Below are 18,294 nucleotides of genomic sequence, written 5' to 3'. Positions count from 1 at the left end.
GGAATGCCCGTTGGTTCGCGCCAAGGGACGATAGCACAGGTTTTGCGCCGCTGCATCAATTCTTGCCGGATACAGCCGTTCTGAGTTGTCGCAAGTGGTCCGGGAAATCGCGAGCGGCCACATCGGCCTCGCGCACAAGTGTGTCGAAGTGCCGTGAAAATGTCTCGATCCGGTCCCGGTCTCGGAACGCCATATAGTGACTGCCTGCGTAAAAGACGCACAGCAGCGGCCCGAAAATCGTTACAGGGGCTGAATAAAGCCGTTTGGCATCGAACAGATAGATACGCATTCGGGGATAAAGCTGTTCACACAGCTCCAGCAGATGATCGATCTGCTCCTGACGAATTTTTGGGCAAAGGCCATGGTAATACCCCGTGCCGCTTGCAAAGCTTTCGATCTCGAACAATGGCATTGCAATTTCGTAATCAGACTGCGCACTGCGCATCCACGCCAACCTGTCTTCGGACGCACCGATGGCCTGATCCGCCGTGCGCCCCAGATGGGGGGCATATTCCCACTCCAGCACCGCGCGCGTCTTGAGCATGTCAGGCAGGGCGGCCGGAACATAGCGGATCTTGTACCCGGCGGCTTCTTTGTGCCAGTCGAAAATCCGCTCATCGACCAGGGCGCGGGGCGCTTCGGTAATGGACAAGGAACTGGCCAAAATCTCTGCCGCGCTTTCCGGCCTGTCGGACAGGCCCAGCAACCAGTCGGCCGAAACGCCCAGTGCCGCGGCGCAGCCACCCACAACATGCGCATTGGGAAGACGCGCGCCATGATCGGTCAACAACTGAGATACGGTTGATCGGTCCACGCCGATATGGCGCGCAAGCGCGCTTTGGCTGACGTGACGGTCCTCCATCGCGCGGGCAAGGCGTTGGCGGAATTGAGCGGCGCGGTCGCGTTTGTCGATATTTTCCTGCATTAGGTGAAAAGTATCACAATTGATGAATTTTGTTAATCATATTCAGAATTTTCAGCGCGTGCACTGAACGGTACCCCCTTTGTAAAAGCAAAAAGAATGGGGTTCGGAATGGAAACGCGGCGAAGATCTGTCGTGAAAGCAATCGTATGGAATGTCATGGGGCTGGCCACCATGACGCTGGTGGGCCTGATCGCCACAGGCTCGGCCGCCGTCGGCGGGGCATTGGCGCTGGTGAATACCGCCATCGGCCTGGCGCTTTACATTGTATATGAAAGAATTTGGGCCGGAGTTTCGTGGGGGCGCAATGGCTGAGCCCTCGACACCCAAGTCGCCCGAATGGGGTACATTTGCCCTGATCGTCGGCTGCTATGCCGCATGGCTGGTCGGGCTGTTCTGGCTGGCGGATATTTCGCTGTGGTTGGCGGTGCTGGCTTTGGGCTTTGTTGCGGCCCTGCATTCGTCTTTGACGCACGAAGTCCTGCACGGGCACCCGTTCCGAGCCAAATGGCTGAATGAGGCGCTGATGGCGCTGCCGCTGACCCTGGCCATTCCGTATAACCGTTTTCGCGATCTGCATTTGGCGCATCATCAGGATGCCACTTTGACCGATCCGTATGACGACCCCGAATCCAACTATCTGGATCCCAAGGTTTGGGCGGACCTGCCGCGCGGCGTGCAGGCTGTGCTGGCCCTGAACAACACGCTTCTGGGGCGGATGGTTCTGGGCCCGGCCATTGGGCAGGTGCTGTTTCTGCGCGACGAATGGCGGGGGCTGCGGCGCGGCGACAGGGCGATCCTGCTGGCCTGGGCATTGCATATCCCCGGCGCGGTTGCGGTGCTGTGGATCGTTGCACAATCGGCCATGCCGATCTGGACCTATCTGATTTCGGCCTATATCGGGCTGGCATTGCTGAAGATCCGCACGTTTCTGGAACACCGCGCGCACGAGAAGTCTCGCGCGCGGACCGTGATTATCGAAGACAGCGGGCCGTTGGCGTTTCTGTTTCTGAACAACAACCTGCATGTTGTTCATCACATGAATCCCGCCGCACCATGGTATCGGCTACCGTCTTTGTATCGGGATGGCAAAGACAGGTATCTGGCCTGCAACGAGGCGTATGTTTACCGCTCCTATGCACAGATTTTCCGGCAGTATCTGCTACGCGCCAAGGACCCGGTTCCGCATCCGCTCTGGCCAAAGCACTGATTTGGCGACACAACGGGTGACATGAGTCTCTGGATCCCTGTCACCATCGCCGCCGCCAGTTTTCAGACCGTGCGGTTCATGCTGCAAAAATCCTTGAGCAGCGTGAAACTGTCCGCCGCCGGCGCGACCTTTGCGCGATTTGCGTATTCCATGCCGCTGGCCGTTGCCGGGCTGTTTGTGGCGATGCTGACGACGGGCGCCAGCTTGCCTCCGATTGGTGGAGTGTTCTGGCTGTACGCCGTCATCGGAGGTACGGCGCAAATCCTGGCGACGATCTGTGTTGTGGCGTTGTTCAAACAACGAAACTTTGCGGTTGGAATCACCTTCAAGAAAACCGAAGTCATTCAGACCGCGATCGTCGGCTTTCTGGTTTTGGGCGACAGCGTTTCCAGCGGCGCGCTGGTTGCGATCCTGTTGGGGTTGATGGCGGTGCTTTTGCTGTCGAAAACCCCCGGAGGAGGCGGCGCCTGGTGGCGGCATCTGACCAACCGCGCGTCCCAATTGGGGCTTGGATCAGGGGTTTTGTTTGCGTTCTCCGCCGTCAGCTATCGCGGGGCATCGTTGCAATTGGGTGATGCCGACGCCTGGTTCCGCGCACTGATCACCCTGGCCGCCGTCGTGACGTTTCAGTTTGTCAGCATGGGCCTGTGGCTGTTGTGGCGCGACCGGGCCGAACTGCGCGCGGTGTGGCAGACCCGATCCACCGGTGTGTTTGTCGGACTGACCAGTCTGGGCGGTTCGTTTTGTTGGTTCTGGGCCTTCACCCTGCAAAACGCAGCCTATGTCAAAGCGCTGGGGCAGGTAGAGCTGATCTTCAGCCTGATGGCCTCGATCCTGTTTTTCCGCGAGACGATCACCCGGCGAGAAATCGCCGGGATGTTGCTGTTGGGTGTCTCGATACTGGCCTTGGTGCTGGCGATTTAGCCGGCACGACGCTCGTCAAAGCTCAGGGCAATGAAGCTGGGCAGGTGATCGCCCATACCCACCACGGCCCGGCCATTGTCTTCCTTGCGCCCGCGGCCACGCCCTTTGGGCTCTCGCTCTTTCCGGGTGTCTTTCTTGGCTTCGGAGTCCCGGGCTTTTTTCTCGGGCTTCGGCTTTTCAGGCTTGGGCTCTTCCTTGACCGGATTGTCGATGCGCGGGATGTCCTTCTGGATCAGTTTTTCGATCGCAGCCAGGGCTTTTTCATCGCGGACCGAGCAGATCGTGATGGCCTTGCCTTCGCGCCCGGCGCGACCGGTGCGACCGATACGGTGCACGTAATCCTCGGGGTGGCCGGGGACGTCGAAATTGAACACGTGGCTGACGGCTGGAACATCCAGACCGCGCGCAGCGACGTCGGATGCAACCAGCAGACGCAATGATCCGTCGCGGAACCCGTCCAGCGTCTTCATCCGTTGCGATTGGTCCAGATCGCCATGGATCGCGGCAGCGTCATAGCCGTATTTCTTCAGTGATTTCGCGCAGATATCGACATCTGTCTTGCGGTTGCAGAAGATGATTGCGTTGGTGCACTTTTCGCCCTCTGCGTCGATCAAGGCGCGCAGCACGTTGCGTTTCTGGCTTGCTTCACGGTCCCGACGGCCGCCTTTGAACATGACAACGCCCTGTTCGATCGTCTCGGATGCGGTCGCTTGCCGGGCGACTTCAACCCGGGCAGGGGCGGACAGGAAAGTATCCGTGATGCGCTCGATCTCGGAAGCCATGGTCGCCGAGAAGAACAATGTCTGCCGCGTGAACGGCGTCAGCGAGAAGATGCGTTCGATATCAGGTATAAAGCCCATATCCAGCATCCGGTCGGCTTCGTCCACCACCATGATCTGAACACCGGTCAGCAGCAGCTTGCCACGTTCGAAATGGTCCAGCAGGCGGCCCGGAGTGGCGATCAGAACGTCGACGCCGCGATCGATCAGGGCCTCTTGTTCTTTGAAGCTGACACCGCCGATCAACAACGCCTTGGTCAGTTTCAGGTGTTTGGTATAGGTGTCGAAATTCTCGGCCACCTGGGCGGCCAGTTCCCGCGTCGGACACAGCACCAGCGAGCGCGGCATGCGCGCGCGGGCGCGGCCACGGGCCAGCAGGGTGATCATCGGCAGTGTGAAGCTGGCGGTCTTGCCAGTGCCGGTCTGGGCAATCCCCAAGACATCACGGCCTTCCAGAGCGGGCGGAATCGCGCCTTCCTGGATCGGAGTGGGGGATTCGTATCCGGCCTCTTCAATGGCTTTGAGGACCTTCGGGTTCAGGTTCAGTTCGTTGAATTTTGTCATGTATGTCCGGTTTTTGCGGACACTTGACCTGGCCCGCGCGTCAAAGATGTGCCGGGCCCGGATGGCCATGCGCGTAATGCGACATTTCGGCTTGTACGCGGACATAACAAAAACGTTGATCGGGGTCAAATGAAGAGAATTTCACCTGCCCCTGCCTGTTGCCTGCGGTGAATTTCAGCAACAATTCAGCAACTTCCGGGGAAGTGTTTCTGTAGTTTTTCGTCCAGGTTCAAAGGGCGGTGGCGCAGCAGGCCGTGGCGTTCCAGGTTGGCGCGCACCTCTGCGTCCGCGCCGCTCATTTCATTGTAGAACGCGCGCAGCCCGACCATGCCCTGTTCGGCCTCGATCCAATTGAGCAGTTCGTTCTTGCTCAGCCCCCCCTGTTCGCGCGGAACATTCGGAGCCATGCCGGCCTGATACGAGCCACGATCCATGCGGAACTGGTAGTGCGCTATCCAGTGGTCCCAGTCCGGGGCATGACGATGGCACAGATCGATCTGCGGAAGCTCGTATTTGCAGGGCAGCAGCACCTTGTTCTGAAACAAGTTGTGGATGCGGATGCTCAGGTTCTTCAAGCCGGTGCGCACGAACAGCTTTCCCTGCACGTGGCTCAGGAAACCGCCCATGACGAAGGCGCCGTAATTCGGGTAAATGGTCTCGACTAGCGCTTCGCGGTTCGGGCCATGCGGGATATGAGCTTTGTACAGATCATCGCCCCCGGCCAAGGCCTCCAACGGGCGGACACGCACCGCGGGAACCGTGTCTGGAACATCGCGCAGAACATCGGAAATGGAGGCCGCCGGCCAAAGAAACTCATCCACATCGATATGTGTCAACCAATCCAGCCGAGTGTTTCGATAGGCAAAAGTGGCGTGAACCGACTGGCGCACCTGATGCTTTTCCGGTCGTGCGCGTCCGCGTTTTTCCCAAAAGGTGTCATCACAGTTACGGACCCGGACCTTGGGATGCATTCTCAGTGCCCTGAACGTGCGGCGGTTGGGTTCGTCCATGTAGATATACATGAAATCCGCCCCCAGTTCGAGGTGATGGGCCACGAACCGAAGGACGTCTTCGGTTGGCCCCCGGACCATGGAAACAATGCCCCAGGTGGTCATTTGCGCGGTGCGCGGGCGTCGCGCATGCGTTTCAGGCGTCGAAAAATTCCACCTGGGTCCTTGTTCAATTGGATCATCAGGTGATCCACCAGCGGCGCAATCGTGGGATCATTCATCGCCCTGGTCCAGATCGGAGCGATGAGATTGACGTCAAGCCCGCCTTTTTCAAAGGAAAAGCCTTTCATCTGATAGGGCAGCGGGACGTGGTTCCTGTCCTTGAACTGAAACGGCGTTTCGGGGGCCAGCCCCGAGAAGAGCCGCTCGAACTCATACAGCTTCATCATGCTGAAGAACACGCGCAAGGCATGTCCGACCTCGCGCTGTGTCGGCGTCTGACCGTGATCCGCAAAGGTCTGAACAGACGACACCAGCCAACGCAGGTCGAGGACGGACAGAAGATGGTCGGATTGTTCGTCCCACAACCGGCAGAACAGCGCAGGGGCCTGACGCGGAAAGGAGCGTTTTCTGAGATTCGAGATCAACTGGGCGTTCAGGAAGGCAAGCTCTGACTTTCCGACGAATTCCCGCGCGATCTGAACGCGTTTGCGATCCCAGGTGGTGCTGCGCCCGGGTGGCAATTCGGTGGCGGTGTCGGGCACGATGCGTTTGGCCAGATCATCCAGATCGACGTCAAGCTCGGGCAGGGTCAGGGTGCCGAACTGAAACGGGCTGCGCCGGTTCTCATAGCTGTCCAGCATGTCGGGCAGGCCACCGGGATAGGTCAGTTCGTCGTCACTCATGCGCGCAGGATTGCACAGCCAAACCTGCCTGTGCAATCAGACAGTTGCCTCAGGTCATCATCTCTTTTGTCGCGGTCAGGTTCAGCGCGGGATAGTCACGGACCACCCGATCGATATCCCATTGCAGGCGGGTCAGATAGACGATGTCGCCGTCATGATCATGCGCGATGTGCTGCTTGTTGGCGGCCACGAATTTCTCGACTTCGGTCTTGTCACCGCTGACCCAGCGGGCCGAGGTGAACTGCGAGGCCTCGAACCGTACCGGCAGGCCGTATTCCATCTCGATCCGGCTGGCGAGCACTTCGAACTGCAATGCACCCACGACGCCCACGATAAAGCCCGAGCCGATCGAAGGCTTGAACACCTTGGCCGCACCTTCTTCGGCGAATTGCATCAGGGCTTTTTCCAGATGCTTGGCTTTCATCGGGTCGCCCGCGCGGACGCCTTGCAGCAGTTCTGGCGCAAACGACGGGATGCCGGTCACCCGCAGCGCTTCGCCTTCGGTCAGCGTATCGCCAATGCGCAGCTGCCCGTGGTTGGGAATGCCGATGATGTCACCGGCCCAGGCCTCTTCCGCCAACTCGCGGTCAGAGGCCAGGAACAACACCGGGTTCGAGATCGCCATCGGCTTTTTCGACCGCACATGGGTTAGCTTCATGCCACGCTTGAAGTGACCGCTGGCCATGCGGACAAAAGCCACCCGGTCGCGATGCTTTGGGTCCATGTTGGCCTGAACCTTGAACACAAAGCCTGCAACTTTCTTTTCATCTGGGGAAATCTGGCGGGGTTCTGCGGATTGAATCTGTGGCTGCGGACCATAGGCGCCGATGCCTTCCATCAGTTCCTTGACGCCGAACGAGTTGATGGCCGAACCGAACCAGATCGGGGTCATGTGGCCTTCCAGTACCGCCTGCGGGTCAAGCGCAGGCAGCAATTCGCGCGCCATCTCGACCTCTTCCAGCAGTTTGTCCAGCAATTCGGCAGGCACATGCTCGGCCAGTTTGGGGTCGTCCAGCCCGTTGATTTCGATGCTTTCCGCCACCTTGTTGCGGTCGGCGCGGTCCATCAGTTCCAGCCGGTCGCGCAGCATGTCATAGCAGCCGATGAAGTCGCGCCCCACGCCGATGGGCCAGGCGGCGGGCGTGACGTCGATGGCCAGCATTTCCTGAATTTCGTCGATGATCTCGAACGTGTCGCGGCTTTCGCGGTCCATCTTGTTGCAGAAGGTCAGGATCGGCAGATCGCGCAGGCGGCAGACCTCGAACAGTTTCTGCGTCTGGCTTTCCACACCTTTCGCGCCGTCGATCACCATGACGGCCGCGTCCACGGCCGTCAGCGTGCGATAGGTGTCTTCCGAGAAATCGCTGTGGCCGGGTGTATCCACCAGGTTGAACCGGAAGTTCCCATAGTCGAACGACATCGCCGAGGCCGAGACTGAGATGCCGCGATCCTTTTCCATCTGCATGAAGTCCGACCGGGTCCGCCGCGCCTCGCCTTTGGCGCGCACCTGACCGGCCATCTGGATCGCGCCCCCGTACAGCAGGAACTTTTCCGTCAGCGTGGTCTTGCCCGCATCCGGGTGCGAGATGATGGCGAACGTCCGGCGTCGGGCGATCTCGGGCGGCAGGGTGGGTTGGTTCGAGGTATCAAGCATGAGCGCGCGTATATGCGGGGAATCCTGCCGAAGCAAGACAAAGGGTCTGGTACGAATCATGGGTCTGTGGCAGAAAGAACATATAGTGAACAAATGATGGAGTGGATCAATGAATTTGAAAGAGATTGCCGATGAACTCGTGGCTGGTTGCCGGGAAGACCGGGCCAAGGAAAACCTGTCCAAGCTGTATGCGCAGGATGCGGTGTCGGTTGAAGGGCAGGATTTTCAGGGAATGGGTCGGGAAACCAAAGGGATCGACGCCATCCGTGGCAAGCATGAGTGGTGGGAAAGCGCTCATGAAGTGTCTGGTGCGTCTGTCAGCGATCCGCTTCCTCATGGCGAAGACCGTTTTGCCGTGATTTTCGAAGTGCAGGGCACCGTGAAGGAAACCGGCGAAGCGTTCGAGATGCGCGAGGTTGGTGTCTATCACGTCGCCGACGGCAAGATCATCCGGGAAGAGTTCTTCTATTGATCGACGATCCGTTTCTGGTCTTCCCTGTCTGGCCGGTGCTAGACATGCGGCGATGACTGACAGGGAGGATCGTATGGATCTGGGAATTCAAGGAAAACGCGCGCTGGTCTGTGCCAGCAGCAAAGGATTGGGTCTTGGCTGCGCCGAGGCGCTTGCCGCGGCTGGCGTGAATCTGGTGATGAACGCACGCGGCCCCGAGGTGTTGGAGGCTGAAGCCGCACGCCTTCGGTCAGAGCACGGCGTCGAGGTGCAGACCGTGGCCTGCGACGTGACCACGTCCGACGGTCAGGCACAGGTGATCGAGGCCGCGCAGGGCGTTGATATTCTTGTGACAAATGCCGGCGGACCGCCACCCGGATCGTGGTCGGACTGGGAGCGTGATGATTTCATCAAGGCGCTGGATGCCAACATGTTGACGCCGATTGCATTCATGAAGGCCCTGCTTCCCGGAATGATGGAAAAGGGTTGGGGCCGGGTGGTGAATATCACCTCGCAATCCGTGCGTGCGCCAATTGCGGTTCTGGGTCTGTCAAACGCGGCGCGTACAGGTCTGACGGGCTATGTGGCCGGAACCTCGCGTCAGGTGGCGCCACACGGGGTGACCATCAACAACCTGCTTCCGGGCATCCACGCCACGGACCGGGCGGATTCTCTGGACAGCGGTGTGGCGGCGCAACAGGGTATTTCGATTGACGAAGCGCGTGCCAACCGTGCGGCGACGATCCCGGTCAGGCGCTATGGTTCACGGCAGGAATTTGGTGCGACCTGTGCGTTTCTGTGTTCGCAACATGCGGGCTTCATCGTTGGCCAGAATATCCTGCTGGACGGCGGTGCGACCAACCTGACGATGTGATCATGGCGCAGGGGTTTTCGTTGAAAGATCAGTTGTTCAACGCTGAGAAAGTCCGCTTTCTCAGCGACTTGTTCTTGGGTGCTGAACCGGGTTTCGACGCCTCTGCGTTTCAGGCGCAGGTCATGTCACGTCTGCCTGAACTGGAACTGAAGCAGCGTATGAGCTGGATCGCGACATGCCTGCAACAGGCCGTGCCGGGTGACTTGCCGACAGTCGCCCCGGTGATTTTACGGTCTTTGCCGCCTCCGCTGGACCCTGCCAGATCGGATGATGATTTCGGCGATTTCATTTTCGCGCCGCTGGGTGAATGGGTCGCGGCCATCGGGCTGGATCACGTAGATCTGTCTTTGGATGTGTTGAAGGAGCTGACGCAGCGGTTTTCGATGGAATGGGCCATTCGGCCTTTCCTGAACCATGCCCCGGACAGGGTTCTTGGGCGGATGCAGGACTGGTGCACCCACAGCAGCTATCACGTGCGCCGACTGGTCAGCGAGGGAACGCGGCCCCGTCTGCCATGGGGGCAGGGCATCGGTCTGGGTCTGACGGACCCGTTGCCGCTGTTGGACCGGTTGCACGGCGATCCGACCCGGTATGTGACGCGGTCGGTGGCCAACCATTTGAATGATATCACCAAGAAAGACCCGGGCCTGGTGCTGGGGCGTCTGGACAAGTGGCGCACCGAGGCGCGACAGACCGCGGCAGAGCTGGAGTGGATGACCTCGCATACGCTGCGCGGTTTGGTCAAGGCCGGGCACCCTGAGGCGATGAAGATGCTGGGATATGACCCTGCTGCGGATATCGCCGTGACTATTGATCTGGGTTCCGAGGCCCGTATCGGCGAAGCGCTGGAGTTTTCCGTTGATCTGACCGGGGCAGGGAAACAACCGGTTCTGGTGGACTATATTATTTATTTTCAGCGCTCTGCGGGAAAAACATCACCCAAGGTGTACAAGCTAAAACAGGCGGCTTTAAACAACGGCAGGCTCACATTGGCCAAGCGTCACAGGCTGAAGGGTGATGCGTCTACCTTCAGGCTGATCCCCGGCGCGCATCGGCTTGAGGTTCAGGTGAACGGCGTTGTCCGTGCCGGCGTGGACTTTGAGTTGCTGGGGTAGTTGCGCGCAAGAACACTCACGCTTTCGTCAGAACGACCGTGGCTGGATTGCGAATGCAAGGCCGCTGCACTAGCTGCGTACAGGCAAGCATGACGGGGAAGCAGCGATGAAACACGATTCGGTACGGAATTATTATGGTGAAGTCCTGCAAAGCAGTGCGGACTTGCAGACCAACGCCTGTTGCACGCCGGACGACATGCCGGATCATCTCAAGCGGATAGTGTCCAGGATTCATGACGATGTGCTGACCCGATATTACGGGTGCGGTCTGATCGCGCCTCAGGATCTCGAGGGCGTGTCGATTCTGGATCTTGGCTGTGGGGCGGGGCGCGATGTCTATGCGCTGTCTGCCATGGTTGGTGAAAAAGGCCGGGTCGTCGGTGTGGACATGACGCCCGAACAACTGGACGTTGCCCGCGCGCATCAGGACTATCACGCCCAAGCCTTTGGGCACGCCAAAAGCAACGTTGAATTCCATCACGGCTATATCGAGAAGCTGGAGGAATTGGATCTGGAACCCGGATCGTTCGACATCATCGTCTCGAACTGCGTCATCAACCTGGCGACCGACAAGGATGCCGTGCTGCGCGGCGCGCATCGGTTGCTGAAAGAAGGCGGCGAGATGTATTTCTCGGACGTCTATGCCGACCGCCGTGTCCCGAAGGCGATGGCCGAGGATGAGGTTCTGTATGGCGAATGCCTGTCGGGTGCATTGTACTGGAATGATTTCCTGTCGATGGCGCGCAAGGCAGGTTTCGGTGATCCGCGCCGGGTGACGCACCGCCCGCTGACCATCGAGAATCCTGCGCTGGAAGAACGTGTTGCCCCGCTCAGATTCCTGTCGGCGACCTACCGTCTGTTCAAGCTGCCGGCGCTGGAACCGGCCTGCGAGGATTACGGCCAAGCGGTGATCTACAAAGGCACTGTTCCCAACGCGCCGCATGCGTTTGTACTGGACGATCACCACGTCATCGAAACCGGCAAAGTCTTTCCGGTCTGCGGCAATACCTGGATGATGCTGCGGGACACGCGGTTTGCCCGCCACTTCGACTTTATCGGTGATTTTTCCACCCATTTCGGCATTTTCGAGGGCTGCGGCGGCGAAAGCCCGTTCGAGGCAACAGGTGAAATCGCATCATCCGGCGGTTGCTGCTGATCTCTTGCACCTGAGGGGCGGGGTTGCTATCCCCGCCCAAGCCCGATGGATTTGATCGGGAAAGGCAATGGGGTCCATCGGTGACAGGAAACGCAACTCCTCCGCGTCTGGAAATTCGCAACATTATTCGCCGGTTCGAGGGGCGGGTTGTTGTGGATGACGTTTCATTGACCGTGCAGGCCGGCAAGGTGACGTGTTTGCTGGGGCCGTCAGGTTGCGGGAAATCCACCACCCTGCGCATGATCGCCGGGGTCGAGATGCAAGACTCGGGCGAGATCTACGTCGATGGCAAACTGATCTGCGACACCGTGTTTCGGGTGCCCCCAGAGCGGCGCGAGATCGGGTTGATGTTTCAGGACTTTGCGCTGTTTCCTCATTTGAGCGTGGCCAACAACGTGGCCTTTGGCCTGAAAGGCAGCAAGGACGAAAAACGAGCCCGGGTCGAAGAGCTTTTGCGCAAAGTGGACCTGATGCGGTTCATCGACGGGTTCCCACATCAGCTGTCGGGCGGCGAGCAACAACGTGTGGCCCTAGCCCGCGCTTTGGCGCCACGGCCCCGGATCATGCTGATGGACGAGCCCTTTTCGGGCCTCGACAACCGTCTGCGCGACGGTATTCGGGATGAGACGCTGTCCATTCTCAAGGAAGAGGATGCGGCCGTTCTGCTGGTTACACATGAACCGGAAGAGGCGATGCGGATGGCGGATGAGATCGCGCTGATGCGGCGCGGCAAGATCGTCCAGCAGGGCGCGCCATACAATGTCTATACCCGGCCGGCGGACAAGGCGGCCGTGGCCTTTTTCAGTGATGTCAACGTGTTGCGGGCGCAGGTGAACGGAGCGCTGGCAGACACGCCGTTCGGCCAGTTTCTGGCGCCGGGTATTCCGGATGGAACGGATGTCGAGATCGTATTTCGCCCCCAGCATGTCAAACTGGATTTCGACCGCAACGGCAAGGGCCCGCTGCCGACCGCGACCGATGGCGTTGCCGCGCGGGGCGTGGTCGAGCGTGCGCGTTTTCTGGGAAACGAAAGCCTGGTCGAGTTTCGCATGGACTACGACGGCTCGATCCTCAGGGCGACGGTCCCGAATGTCTTTGTGCCCAATCCGGGCCGTGTCATGTGGCTGACCATTCGCCGTGACAAATGTTTCGTTTTCCCCGAGGCGCAGAGTTAACCTCGCGATTTCCGTGCAAGTGGTGCGCGAAAGCCTCAGATTGCAGGGTCGCGTCGCTTGCCGCATCGCGGGGCTGGGTCTATCAAGGGCCAAACGCGGGGGTAAATCGGGCACATGCGTATTCTTCTGACCAATGATGACGGGATCAACGCTCCGGGCTTGATCACGCTGGAGGCGATCGCTGCCGAACTGGCAGGTCCGGATGGTGAGGTCTGGGTGGTCGCGCCCGCCTTTGAACAATCGGGTGTCGGGCATTGCATCAGCTATACCCATCCCACGATGATCGCCAAGTTGGGAGAACGGCGTTATGCGGCGGAGGGGTCGCCTGCGGATTGTGTATTGGCGGGGCTGCATGACGTGATGTCAGACAGCCCGCCGGATCTGGTCCTGTCCGGCGTGAACCGGGGCAACAACTCGGCCGAGAACACGCTTTATTCGGGCACGATCGGCGGCGCGATGGAAGCGGCGCTGCAAGGTGTTCCTGCGATTGCTCTGTCACAGTATTTCGGCCCGCGAAATCTGGGGCTGGACGACCCGTTCGAGGCTGCCGCGCGGTTCGGGGCCGATCTGGTCCGGCGTATTTTGGGTGCAACCCCGGCCGAGCAGGGCGATTACCGCCTGTTTTACAACGTGAATTTCCCACCTGTCCCGGCAGATGAAGTGCGAGGTACGCGCGTTGCCGCGCAGGGTTTCCGGCGCGACACGCATTTTTCGGTCGAACCGCACAGCTCGCCCTCGGGGCGGCGGTTCCTGTGGATCAAGGGGGGCTATCAGCATAACCCGACTGCGCCGGGAACGGATGCTGCGGTCAATCTGGAAGGCTATATCTCGGTCACACCGATGCGCGCCGACTTGACCGCATATGACATGCTGGAGGCATTGAAGGCGGTCGAATGAGCGGACTGGACCCGGAAACCGTGATGCAGTTCCTGTTTGCCCTGCGCAAACGGGGGGTCACGGATGCGCGCGTTCTGGAGGCAATGGAACAGGTTGATCGGGGCCGCTTTGTCACCGGCCTGTTCGCAGATCGCGCTTACGAGGACATGCCATTGCCGATCTCCTGCGGTCAGACGATCAGTCAGCCGTCGGTCGTTGGTCTCATGACGCAGGCGCTGGACGTTCGGCCGCGCGATACCGTGCTAGAGATCGGAACCGGGTCAGGTTACCAGGCCGCAATCCTGTCGAAACTGGCGCGCAGGGTCTATACGGTCGAACGCCATCGGCGGCTGGTCAGCGAGACAGGGAAGCTTTTTGCCGATCTGGGGCTTACGAATATCACGGCCATGTTGTCGGATGGATCCTTTGGCTTGCCGGAACAGGCTCCGTTTGATCGGATCATCGTGACGGCCGCGGCCGAAGACCCTCCGGGACCGCTCTTGGCGCAGCTGAAAATCGGGGGTATTATGGTTTTACCCGTGGGTCAGTCGGACACGGTGCAGCAGTTGATCAAAGTAACGCGCACCGAGGCCGGTCTGGACTATGAAGAATTGACGTCGGTCCGTTTCGTGCCTCTGCTTGAGGGGCTTGGCAAGGACGAGGCGTAACAGGCTTGATAAATTGGTCGTCGAAACCCCGGACAACAGGGGCAGGCGTTGAGGACAGAATTATGAGTGCAGTATCCAAATCAGCTATGCGTCGCTGCGCGACCGGAGTGGCCGCTCTGGCCATTCTGGCCGGGTGTGAAGGGCCACTGGATTATGACCTGCGCGGTCAGGTCGGCGGATTTTCGACCACTGATGCAGTGCAGTCGGCAACAACGTCGCGCCCGTCGCCCGACAGCCGGGGGGTGATAACCTATCCGAACTACCAGGTTGTCGTGGCCCGACGGGGCGACACGGTGCGCGATGTGGCCGCGCGTGTCGGCCTGCCCGAGGGTGAGCTGTCTCGGTTCAACGGCCTTCAGACGACCGATACCCTGCGAGAGGGCGAAGTTCTCGCCTTGCCGCGTTCGGTAGGTGCAGGCAGTGGCGTAGATATCGCATCAGTTGCCGGAGCCGCCATTGATCAGGCCCCTGAAACGGGGGGCGTCCGGACAACGACGCTGGAGCCTGCCAAGCCAGCCCCGGCGCCCGTCGCAAGCGGGCCGGAACCTGTCCGCCACAAGGTCAAGCGCGGCGAAACGGCTTACACGATCTCGCGCCTCTATCAGGTGCCGGTGGAATCGCTGGCGGAATGGAACGGCTTGGGGTCCGACTTCACCGTGCGTGAAGGTCAGTTTCTGTTGATCCCGGTCAAGAACCAGTCCGCGCCACGTCAAAGCGCTGCTGCAGCGGCACCGGTTGCGGCCACCGAGGTAACGGAGCCGGGGCAGGGGTCGCCGACGCCGACGCCTCCAAGTGCCACGCAGCCCTTGCCCGACGAAAAGGTCGCGCCGCGCGCTGAAGCCCCTGATGTGACTGCCGAAGCCCCGACAAACACGCGATCTACGGCCCTGTCCCTGCCGGTCAGCGGCACCATTATCCGCGGCTACAAAAAGGGCAAGAACGAAGGTATCGACATCGCTGCGGCCCCCGGCACAGCCGTCACCGCGGCTGAGGCCGGAACCGTAGCGGCGATTACCGCGGACGCGGATCAGGTTCCGATCATCGTGGTTAAACACAAAAACGATCTTCTGACGGTCTATGCCAATGTTGATGACATCACCGTCAAGAAAGGGGATCGTGTGCGCCGTGGACAAAAGCTGGCGCAATTGAGGGGCGGAGACGATGCCTATGTGCATTTCGAGGTGCGCAAAGGGTTTGAATCAGTGGATCCGGACCCATACTTGAAGTGAGGGTGTATGGCCCGTTTCGGGCCATGCCTCCGGCGGGAGTATTTTTGAAAAGATGAAGTGCGTCAGGCGTTTGGATCGTAGTCGCTCAGGCGTTTGCCGGGTTCGTCCGCGAAGATCTCTGGCAGTGGCGAGACGGATTCGATCAGGTCGACTCGGAAGACACGGAAACCGTTTCGCAATTCGCACCATGCTGTGAGCGTCCAGACGCGGCCCCAGTACTCCATGTGAAGCGGACGGATTGTGCGTTCAGTCAGAACGCCGTCAATGCGGCGGTAGGACAGCCGAAGCTTTTGGCGTGATTTGATGGCCGCGCGGATCGGAGCCATATGTGCAAGCCCGCGGGCTGCATCTGCAAAAGGGTAGACCGCGAATTTCCAGCTATCGGCTTCGGCCACAACCTGTGTGGGCAGAACGGCATCGATCTTGTCTGCCAAAGAGTTCGCGGCGGCTTTCAGGTCTGTATCTGCGGCCTCGGCCACGATCGCCATGCCGAGGTTCAGGGCCTCAAGCTCGGCTGGGGTCAGATTCAGCGGCGGCAGGGTGATCTGCTCTCGCACCATGTAACCCACGCCGCGCTCTCCTTCGACCGGAACGCCCGAGGCGACCAGAGTGTCCATGTCGCGATAGATGGTACGGACCGACACTTCCAGCTGGTCCGCGATGTCCTTCGCGCGGTGCAGTTTGCCGTCGCGCAGGATCTGGATGATATCGAACAGGCGGTCAGTTCGGCGCATGACACGCCGTCCGGACCGCGCCTAGGCAATCATGTTCCACAGTACGGCCTCATGGCGCATCTGAACGCTTTCAGGGTTGATGGCCGCCATCATGCCTGCTGCACATTCCTGTTGCGGGAACTGCGCCGCAGCGTCCTGCGCGGCCTTCATGTCCGCCCAGACAACATAGTCGGTCCAGCGGCCGTCTGCGCCCTGGCTGAGCTGTCGATGGGCAAAGCCAGGTGCGCTGCGAACAAAGGCTTCGGATGCCTTGCTGAGCTTTACGAACTCTTCAGGGGTGGTGCCGTTGGCAAGAGTGAAGGTGACGATTTCAGCAACATGGGTCATGTGAGTCTCCGTTGACCAGGTTTCGATGCCATCGTTCTAGCCACTTCCAACTGACATAAACCTGTCAGTTGGAAAATGCGAGCCCATAGTTTTTTGCAGATGAGGTCAATTTTCGCCCTCAATCTGTGCCGGATCCCTTTTGGGACAGGGCCTGGGGGCGTAAACACGGACCCAGTTCATATTCCCGGCGCACAAGGGCGCCGATGAAAAAGGAGAAATGAGATGCTGAACAATATTGGCCTTCCCGGTCTTCTGCTGATCGCCGTTGTGGTTCTGGTTCTGTTTGGTCGCGGCAAGATCAGCTCGCTGATGGGCGAAGTCGGCAAAGGCATCACCGCGTTCAAGAAGGGCGTGAAGGACGGTTCGGAAGAACTGGAACAGGACGCGTCGGAACTGGCCAAGGACGTGACGCCTGAAACCGAGAAAGACAAGGCGTAAGCGCAGATGTTTGATCTGGGCTGGACCGAACTTCTGGTCATCGGCATTGTCGCCCTGATCGTCGTCGGGCCGAAGGACCTGCCGGTTTTGTTCCGCAATGTCGGGCGATTTGTCGGCAAGGCCCGTGGCATGGCACGCGAATTCAGCAGCGCCATGAACGAGGCCGCCGATCAGGCCGGTGTGAACGAGATCAAGAAAGGTCTCAACGCCGCCGCGAATCCGGTTGGCTCGGCCATGGACGGCGTGAAACAAGCCGCGCAGGATATGGCAAAAAGCATGGATCCCACCAAGTTCGATCCTGACAGCGAAACCGGCAAACTGGCAGCCGAGCGAGCCGAACAGGCCAAGAAAATTCAGGCCTCAACGGCCCGCGCTGCCGCCGAGCGCAAGGCCAAGGAAGCTGCCGAGGCCCTGGCCAAGGCCGAAGAAGCCGAAGCGGCGCTGAAGACTGAAGGCGAAACATGACCAAGACCGACGAGATCGAAGATACCTCGGCCCCATTGATCGAGCACCTAGCCGAGCTGCGTACACGGTTGATCCACTGCGTCTTGGCTTTTCTGGTCGGGATGATCATCTGCTTTACGGTGGCCACGCCGATCTTCAATTTTTTGACCAACCCTTTGTGTGAGGTCCTGACCGAGCGCGGACAGGATTGCGGCCTGATCTTCATCTCGCCGCAGGAAGGGTTCTTTGTCGCGATCAAGGTCTCGCTTTTGGGGGGCTTCATTCTGGCGTTTCCCTATATCGGGATGCAGATGTGGCGCTTTGTGGCTCCGGGCCTCTACAAGTCGGAAAAGAATGCGTTTCTGCCTTTCATGCTGGCCTCGCCCTTCATGTTCCTTCTGGGCGCGAGCTTTGCCTTCTATGTCGTCACGCCCCTGGCTTATGACTTTTTCCTTGGGTTCCAGCAATTCGGCGCTGAAGGCGAAGCCGTGGCTGATGGCGCGACGGCCGCGCCGCTGAGCGTGGTGTTTCAGGGCTCGGCACAGGAATACCTGAACCTCACGATCAAGTTCATCGTGGCCTTTGGGCTGTGCTTCCAATTGCCGGTTCTTCTGACCCTCATGGGCAAGGCAGGTCTGGTCAGCGCCGAGGGTCTGGGGGCCGTGCGCAAATATGCTGTGGTCGGCATTCTGGTGCTGGCGGCGATAGTGACGCCTCCTGACGTGATCACGCAGATTATCCTTTTTGTCGTGGTCTATGGCCTCTACGAGATTTCGATCTTCCTGGTTGCCCGGGTTGAAAGGAAGCGAGAAGAGCAGTTGCGAGCCGACGGCTATTATGACGATGAAGAAGCCGAAGCGGACGAAGATCTGATGCGGGAATTCGAAGACGACAAGTAA

The 18,294-nt window shown here is 59.6% G+C and carries 21 protein-coding genes; 14 read left to right on the top strand and 7 right to left on the bottom strand.

What is annotated here, in order from left to right:
• Positions 1–55: 55 nt before the first annotated feature.
• The gene (locus FIU92_RS08690; protein WP_152458192.1) at positions 56–925 is read right to left on the bottom strand and encodes a helix-turn-helix domain-containing protein; all 870 of its coding nucleotides are present in this window, start codon (positions 923–925) and stop codon (positions 56–58) included.
• 108 nt (positions 926–1,033) lie between these two features.
• Here FIU92_RS08690 and FIU92_RS08685 point away from each other — a divergent pair, with 108 nt between their 5' ends.
• The 3 genes from FIU92_RS08685 to FIU92_RS08675 are packed head-to-tail and all read left to right on the top strand — an operon-like array spanning position 1,034 to position 3,056.
• Positions 1,034–1,237: a DUF2061 domain-containing protein gene (locus FIU92_RS08685; protein WP_152458191.1), complete on the top strand. Its 204-nt coding sequence runs from the start codon at positions 1,034–1,036 to the stop codon at positions 1,235–1,237.
• Positions 1,230–2,132: a fatty acid desaturase gene (locus tag FIU92_RS08680; protein ID WP_152458190.1), complete on the top strand. Its 903-nt coding sequence runs from the start codon at positions 1,230–1,232 to the stop codon at positions 2,130–2,132. Before FIU92_RS08685 ends, FIU92_RS08680 begins: the two co-directional genes overlap by 8 nt.
• A gap of 21 nt (positions 2,133–2,153) precedes the next feature.
• On the top strand, positions 2,154–3,056 hold the full coding sequence (locus FIU92_RS08675) for an EamA family transporter (protein WP_152458189.1): 903 nt from the start codon (positions 2,154–2,156) through the stop codon (positions 3,054–3,056).
• On the opposite strand, the gene FIU92_RS08670 is transcribed toward FIU92_RS08675, so the two are convergent.
• The 4 genes from FIU92_RS08670 to FIU92_RS08655 form a co-directional block, all read right to left on the bottom strand.
• Positions 3,053–4,399: a DEAD/DEAH box helicase gene (locus tag FIU92_RS08670; RefSeq protein WP_152458188.1), complete on the bottom strand. Its 1,347-nt coding sequence runs from the start codon at positions 4,397–4,399 to the stop codon at positions 3,053–3,055. The two genes, FIU92_RS08675 and FIU92_RS08670, sit on opposite strands and share 4 nt — an antisense overlap.
• A gap of 185 nt (positions 4,400–4,584) precedes the next feature.
• On the bottom strand, positions 4,585–5,514 hold the full coding sequence (locus FIU92_RS08665; protein ID WP_254705279.1) for a glycosyltransferase family 2 protein: 930 nt from the start codon (positions 5,512–5,514) through the stop codon (positions 4,585–4,587).
• On the bottom strand, positions 5,511–6,254 hold the full coding sequence (locus FIU92_RS08660; RefSeq protein ID WP_152458187.1) for a hypothetical protein: 744 nt from the start codon (positions 6,252–6,254) through the stop codon (positions 5,511–5,513). The genes FIU92_RS08665 and FIU92_RS08660 overlap by 4 nt, the downstream gene beginning before the upstream one ends.
• A gap of 49 nt (positions 6,255–6,303) precedes the next feature.
• A complete protein-coding gene (locus FIU92_RS08655) occupies positions 6,304–7,908 on the bottom strand; it encodes a peptide chain release factor 3 (RefSeq protein WP_152458186.1) in 1,605 nt (534 codons plus the stop codon).
• Between the two features lie 109 nt (positions 7,909–8,017).
• On the opposite strand from FIU92_RS08655, the gene FIU92_RS08650 reads away from it, so the two are divergent.
• From FIU92_RS08650 to FIU92_RS08615, 8 genes are all read left to right on the top strand, one after another.
• Entirely contained in the window at positions 8,018–8,380 is a 363-nt protein-coding gene (locus FIU92_RS08650) for a nuclear transport factor 2 family protein (RefSeq protein ID WP_152458185.1), read from the top strand.
• Positions 8,381–8,453: 73 nt separating this feature from the next.
• Positions 8,454–9,233 (top strand): SDR family oxidoreductase, encoded by a 780-nt coding sequence (locus FIU92_RS08645; protein WP_152458184.1) that lies wholly within the window; start codon positions 8,454–8,456, stop codon positions 9,231–9,233.
• Positions 9,234–9,235: 2 nt separating this feature from the next.
• Positions 9,236–10,348 (top strand): hypothetical protein, encoded by a 1,113-nt coding sequence (locus FIU92_RS08640; RefSeq protein ID WP_152458183.1) that lies wholly within the window; start codon positions 9,236–9,238, stop codon positions 10,346–10,348.
• 106 nt (positions 10,349–10,454) lie between these two features.
• Positions 10,455–11,504, top strand: a complete 1,050-nt coding sequence (locus FIU92_RS08635; RefSeq protein ID WP_152458182.1) for a methyltransferase domain-containing protein — start codon at positions 10,455–10,457, stop codon at positions 11,502–11,504.
• Positions 11,505–11,584: 80 nt separating this feature from the next.
• Positions 11,585–12,679: an ABC transporter ATP-binding protein gene (locus FIU92_RS08630; RefSeq protein ID WP_171231521.1), complete on the top strand. Its 1,095-nt coding sequence runs from the start codon at positions 11,585–11,587 to the stop codon at positions 12,677–12,679.
• A gap of 114 nt (positions 12,680–12,793) precedes the next feature.
• Positions 12,794–13,576 (top strand): 5'/3'-nucleotidase SurE, encoded by a 783-nt coding sequence (surE, locus tag FIU92_RS08625; protein WP_152458181.1) that lies wholly within the window; start codon positions 12,794–12,796, stop codon positions 13,574–13,576.
• On the top strand, positions 13,573–14,223 hold the full coding sequence (locus FIU92_RS08620; RefSeq protein ID WP_152458180.1) for a protein-L-isoaspartate(D-aspartate) O-methyltransferase: 651 nt from the start codon (positions 13,573–13,575) through the stop codon (positions 14,221–14,223). The genes surE and FIU92_RS08620 overlap by 4 nt, the downstream gene beginning before the upstream one ends.
• 62 nt (positions 14,224–14,285) lie before the next feature.
• Positions 14,286–15,452, top strand: a complete 1,167-nt coding sequence (locus FIU92_RS08615; protein ID WP_152458179.1) for a peptidoglycan DD-metalloendopeptidase family protein — start codon at positions 14,286–14,288, stop codon at positions 15,450–15,452.
• 62 nt (positions 15,453–15,514) lie between these two features.
• Here FIU92_RS08615 and FIU92_RS08610 read toward each other — a convergent pair whose 3' ends face one another.
• Complete coding sequence (locus FIU92_RS08610) at positions 15,515–16,186, bottom strand: YafY family protein (protein ID WP_152458178.1); 672 nt, start codon at positions 16,184–16,186, stop codon at positions 15,515–15,517.
• 21 nt (positions 16,187–16,207) lie between these two features.
• The gene (locus FIU92_RS08605) at positions 16,208–16,513 is read right to left on the bottom strand and encodes a hypothetical protein (RefSeq protein ID WP_152458177.1); all 306 of its coding nucleotides are present in this window, start codon (positions 16,511–16,513) and stop codon (positions 16,208–16,210) included.
• A gap of 222 nt (positions 16,514–16,735) precedes the next feature.
• Here FIU92_RS08605 and FIU92_RS08600 point away from each other — a divergent pair, with 222 nt between their 5' ends.
• From FIU92_RS08600 to tatC, 3 genes are read left to right on the top strand one after another with little or no spacing between them, the layout of a single operon-like run.
• The gene (locus tag FIU92_RS08600) at positions 16,736–16,951 is read left to right on the top strand and encodes a twin-arginine translocase TatA/TatE family subunit (RefSeq protein ID WP_152458176.1); all 216 of its coding nucleotides are present in this window, start codon (positions 16,736–16,738) and stop codon (positions 16,949–16,951) included.
• Between the two features lie 6 nt (positions 16,952–16,957).
• The gene (gene tatB / locus FIU92_RS08595; RefSeq protein WP_152458175.1) at positions 16,958–17,416 is read left to right on the top strand and encodes a Sec-independent protein translocase protein TatB; all 459 of its coding nucleotides are present in this window, start codon (positions 16,958–16,960) and stop codon (positions 17,414–17,416) included.
• Positions 17,413–18,294: a twin-arginine translocase subunit TatC gene (gene tatC / locus FIU92_RS08590; protein WP_152458174.1), complete on the top strand. Its 882-nt coding sequence runs from the start codon at positions 17,413–17,415 to the stop codon at positions 18,292–18,294. Before tatB ends, tatC begins: the two co-directional genes overlap by 4 nt.

It is taken from the genome of Ruegeria sp. THAF33 (assembly GCF_009363615.1).
GTDB lineage: Bacteria > Pseudomonadota > Alphaproteobacteria > Rhodobacterales > Rhodobacteraceae > Ruegeria.
The sequence above is the reverse complement of the archived record's forward strand: the minus strand, read 5'-3'. Positions and strand labels throughout refer to the sequence as shown.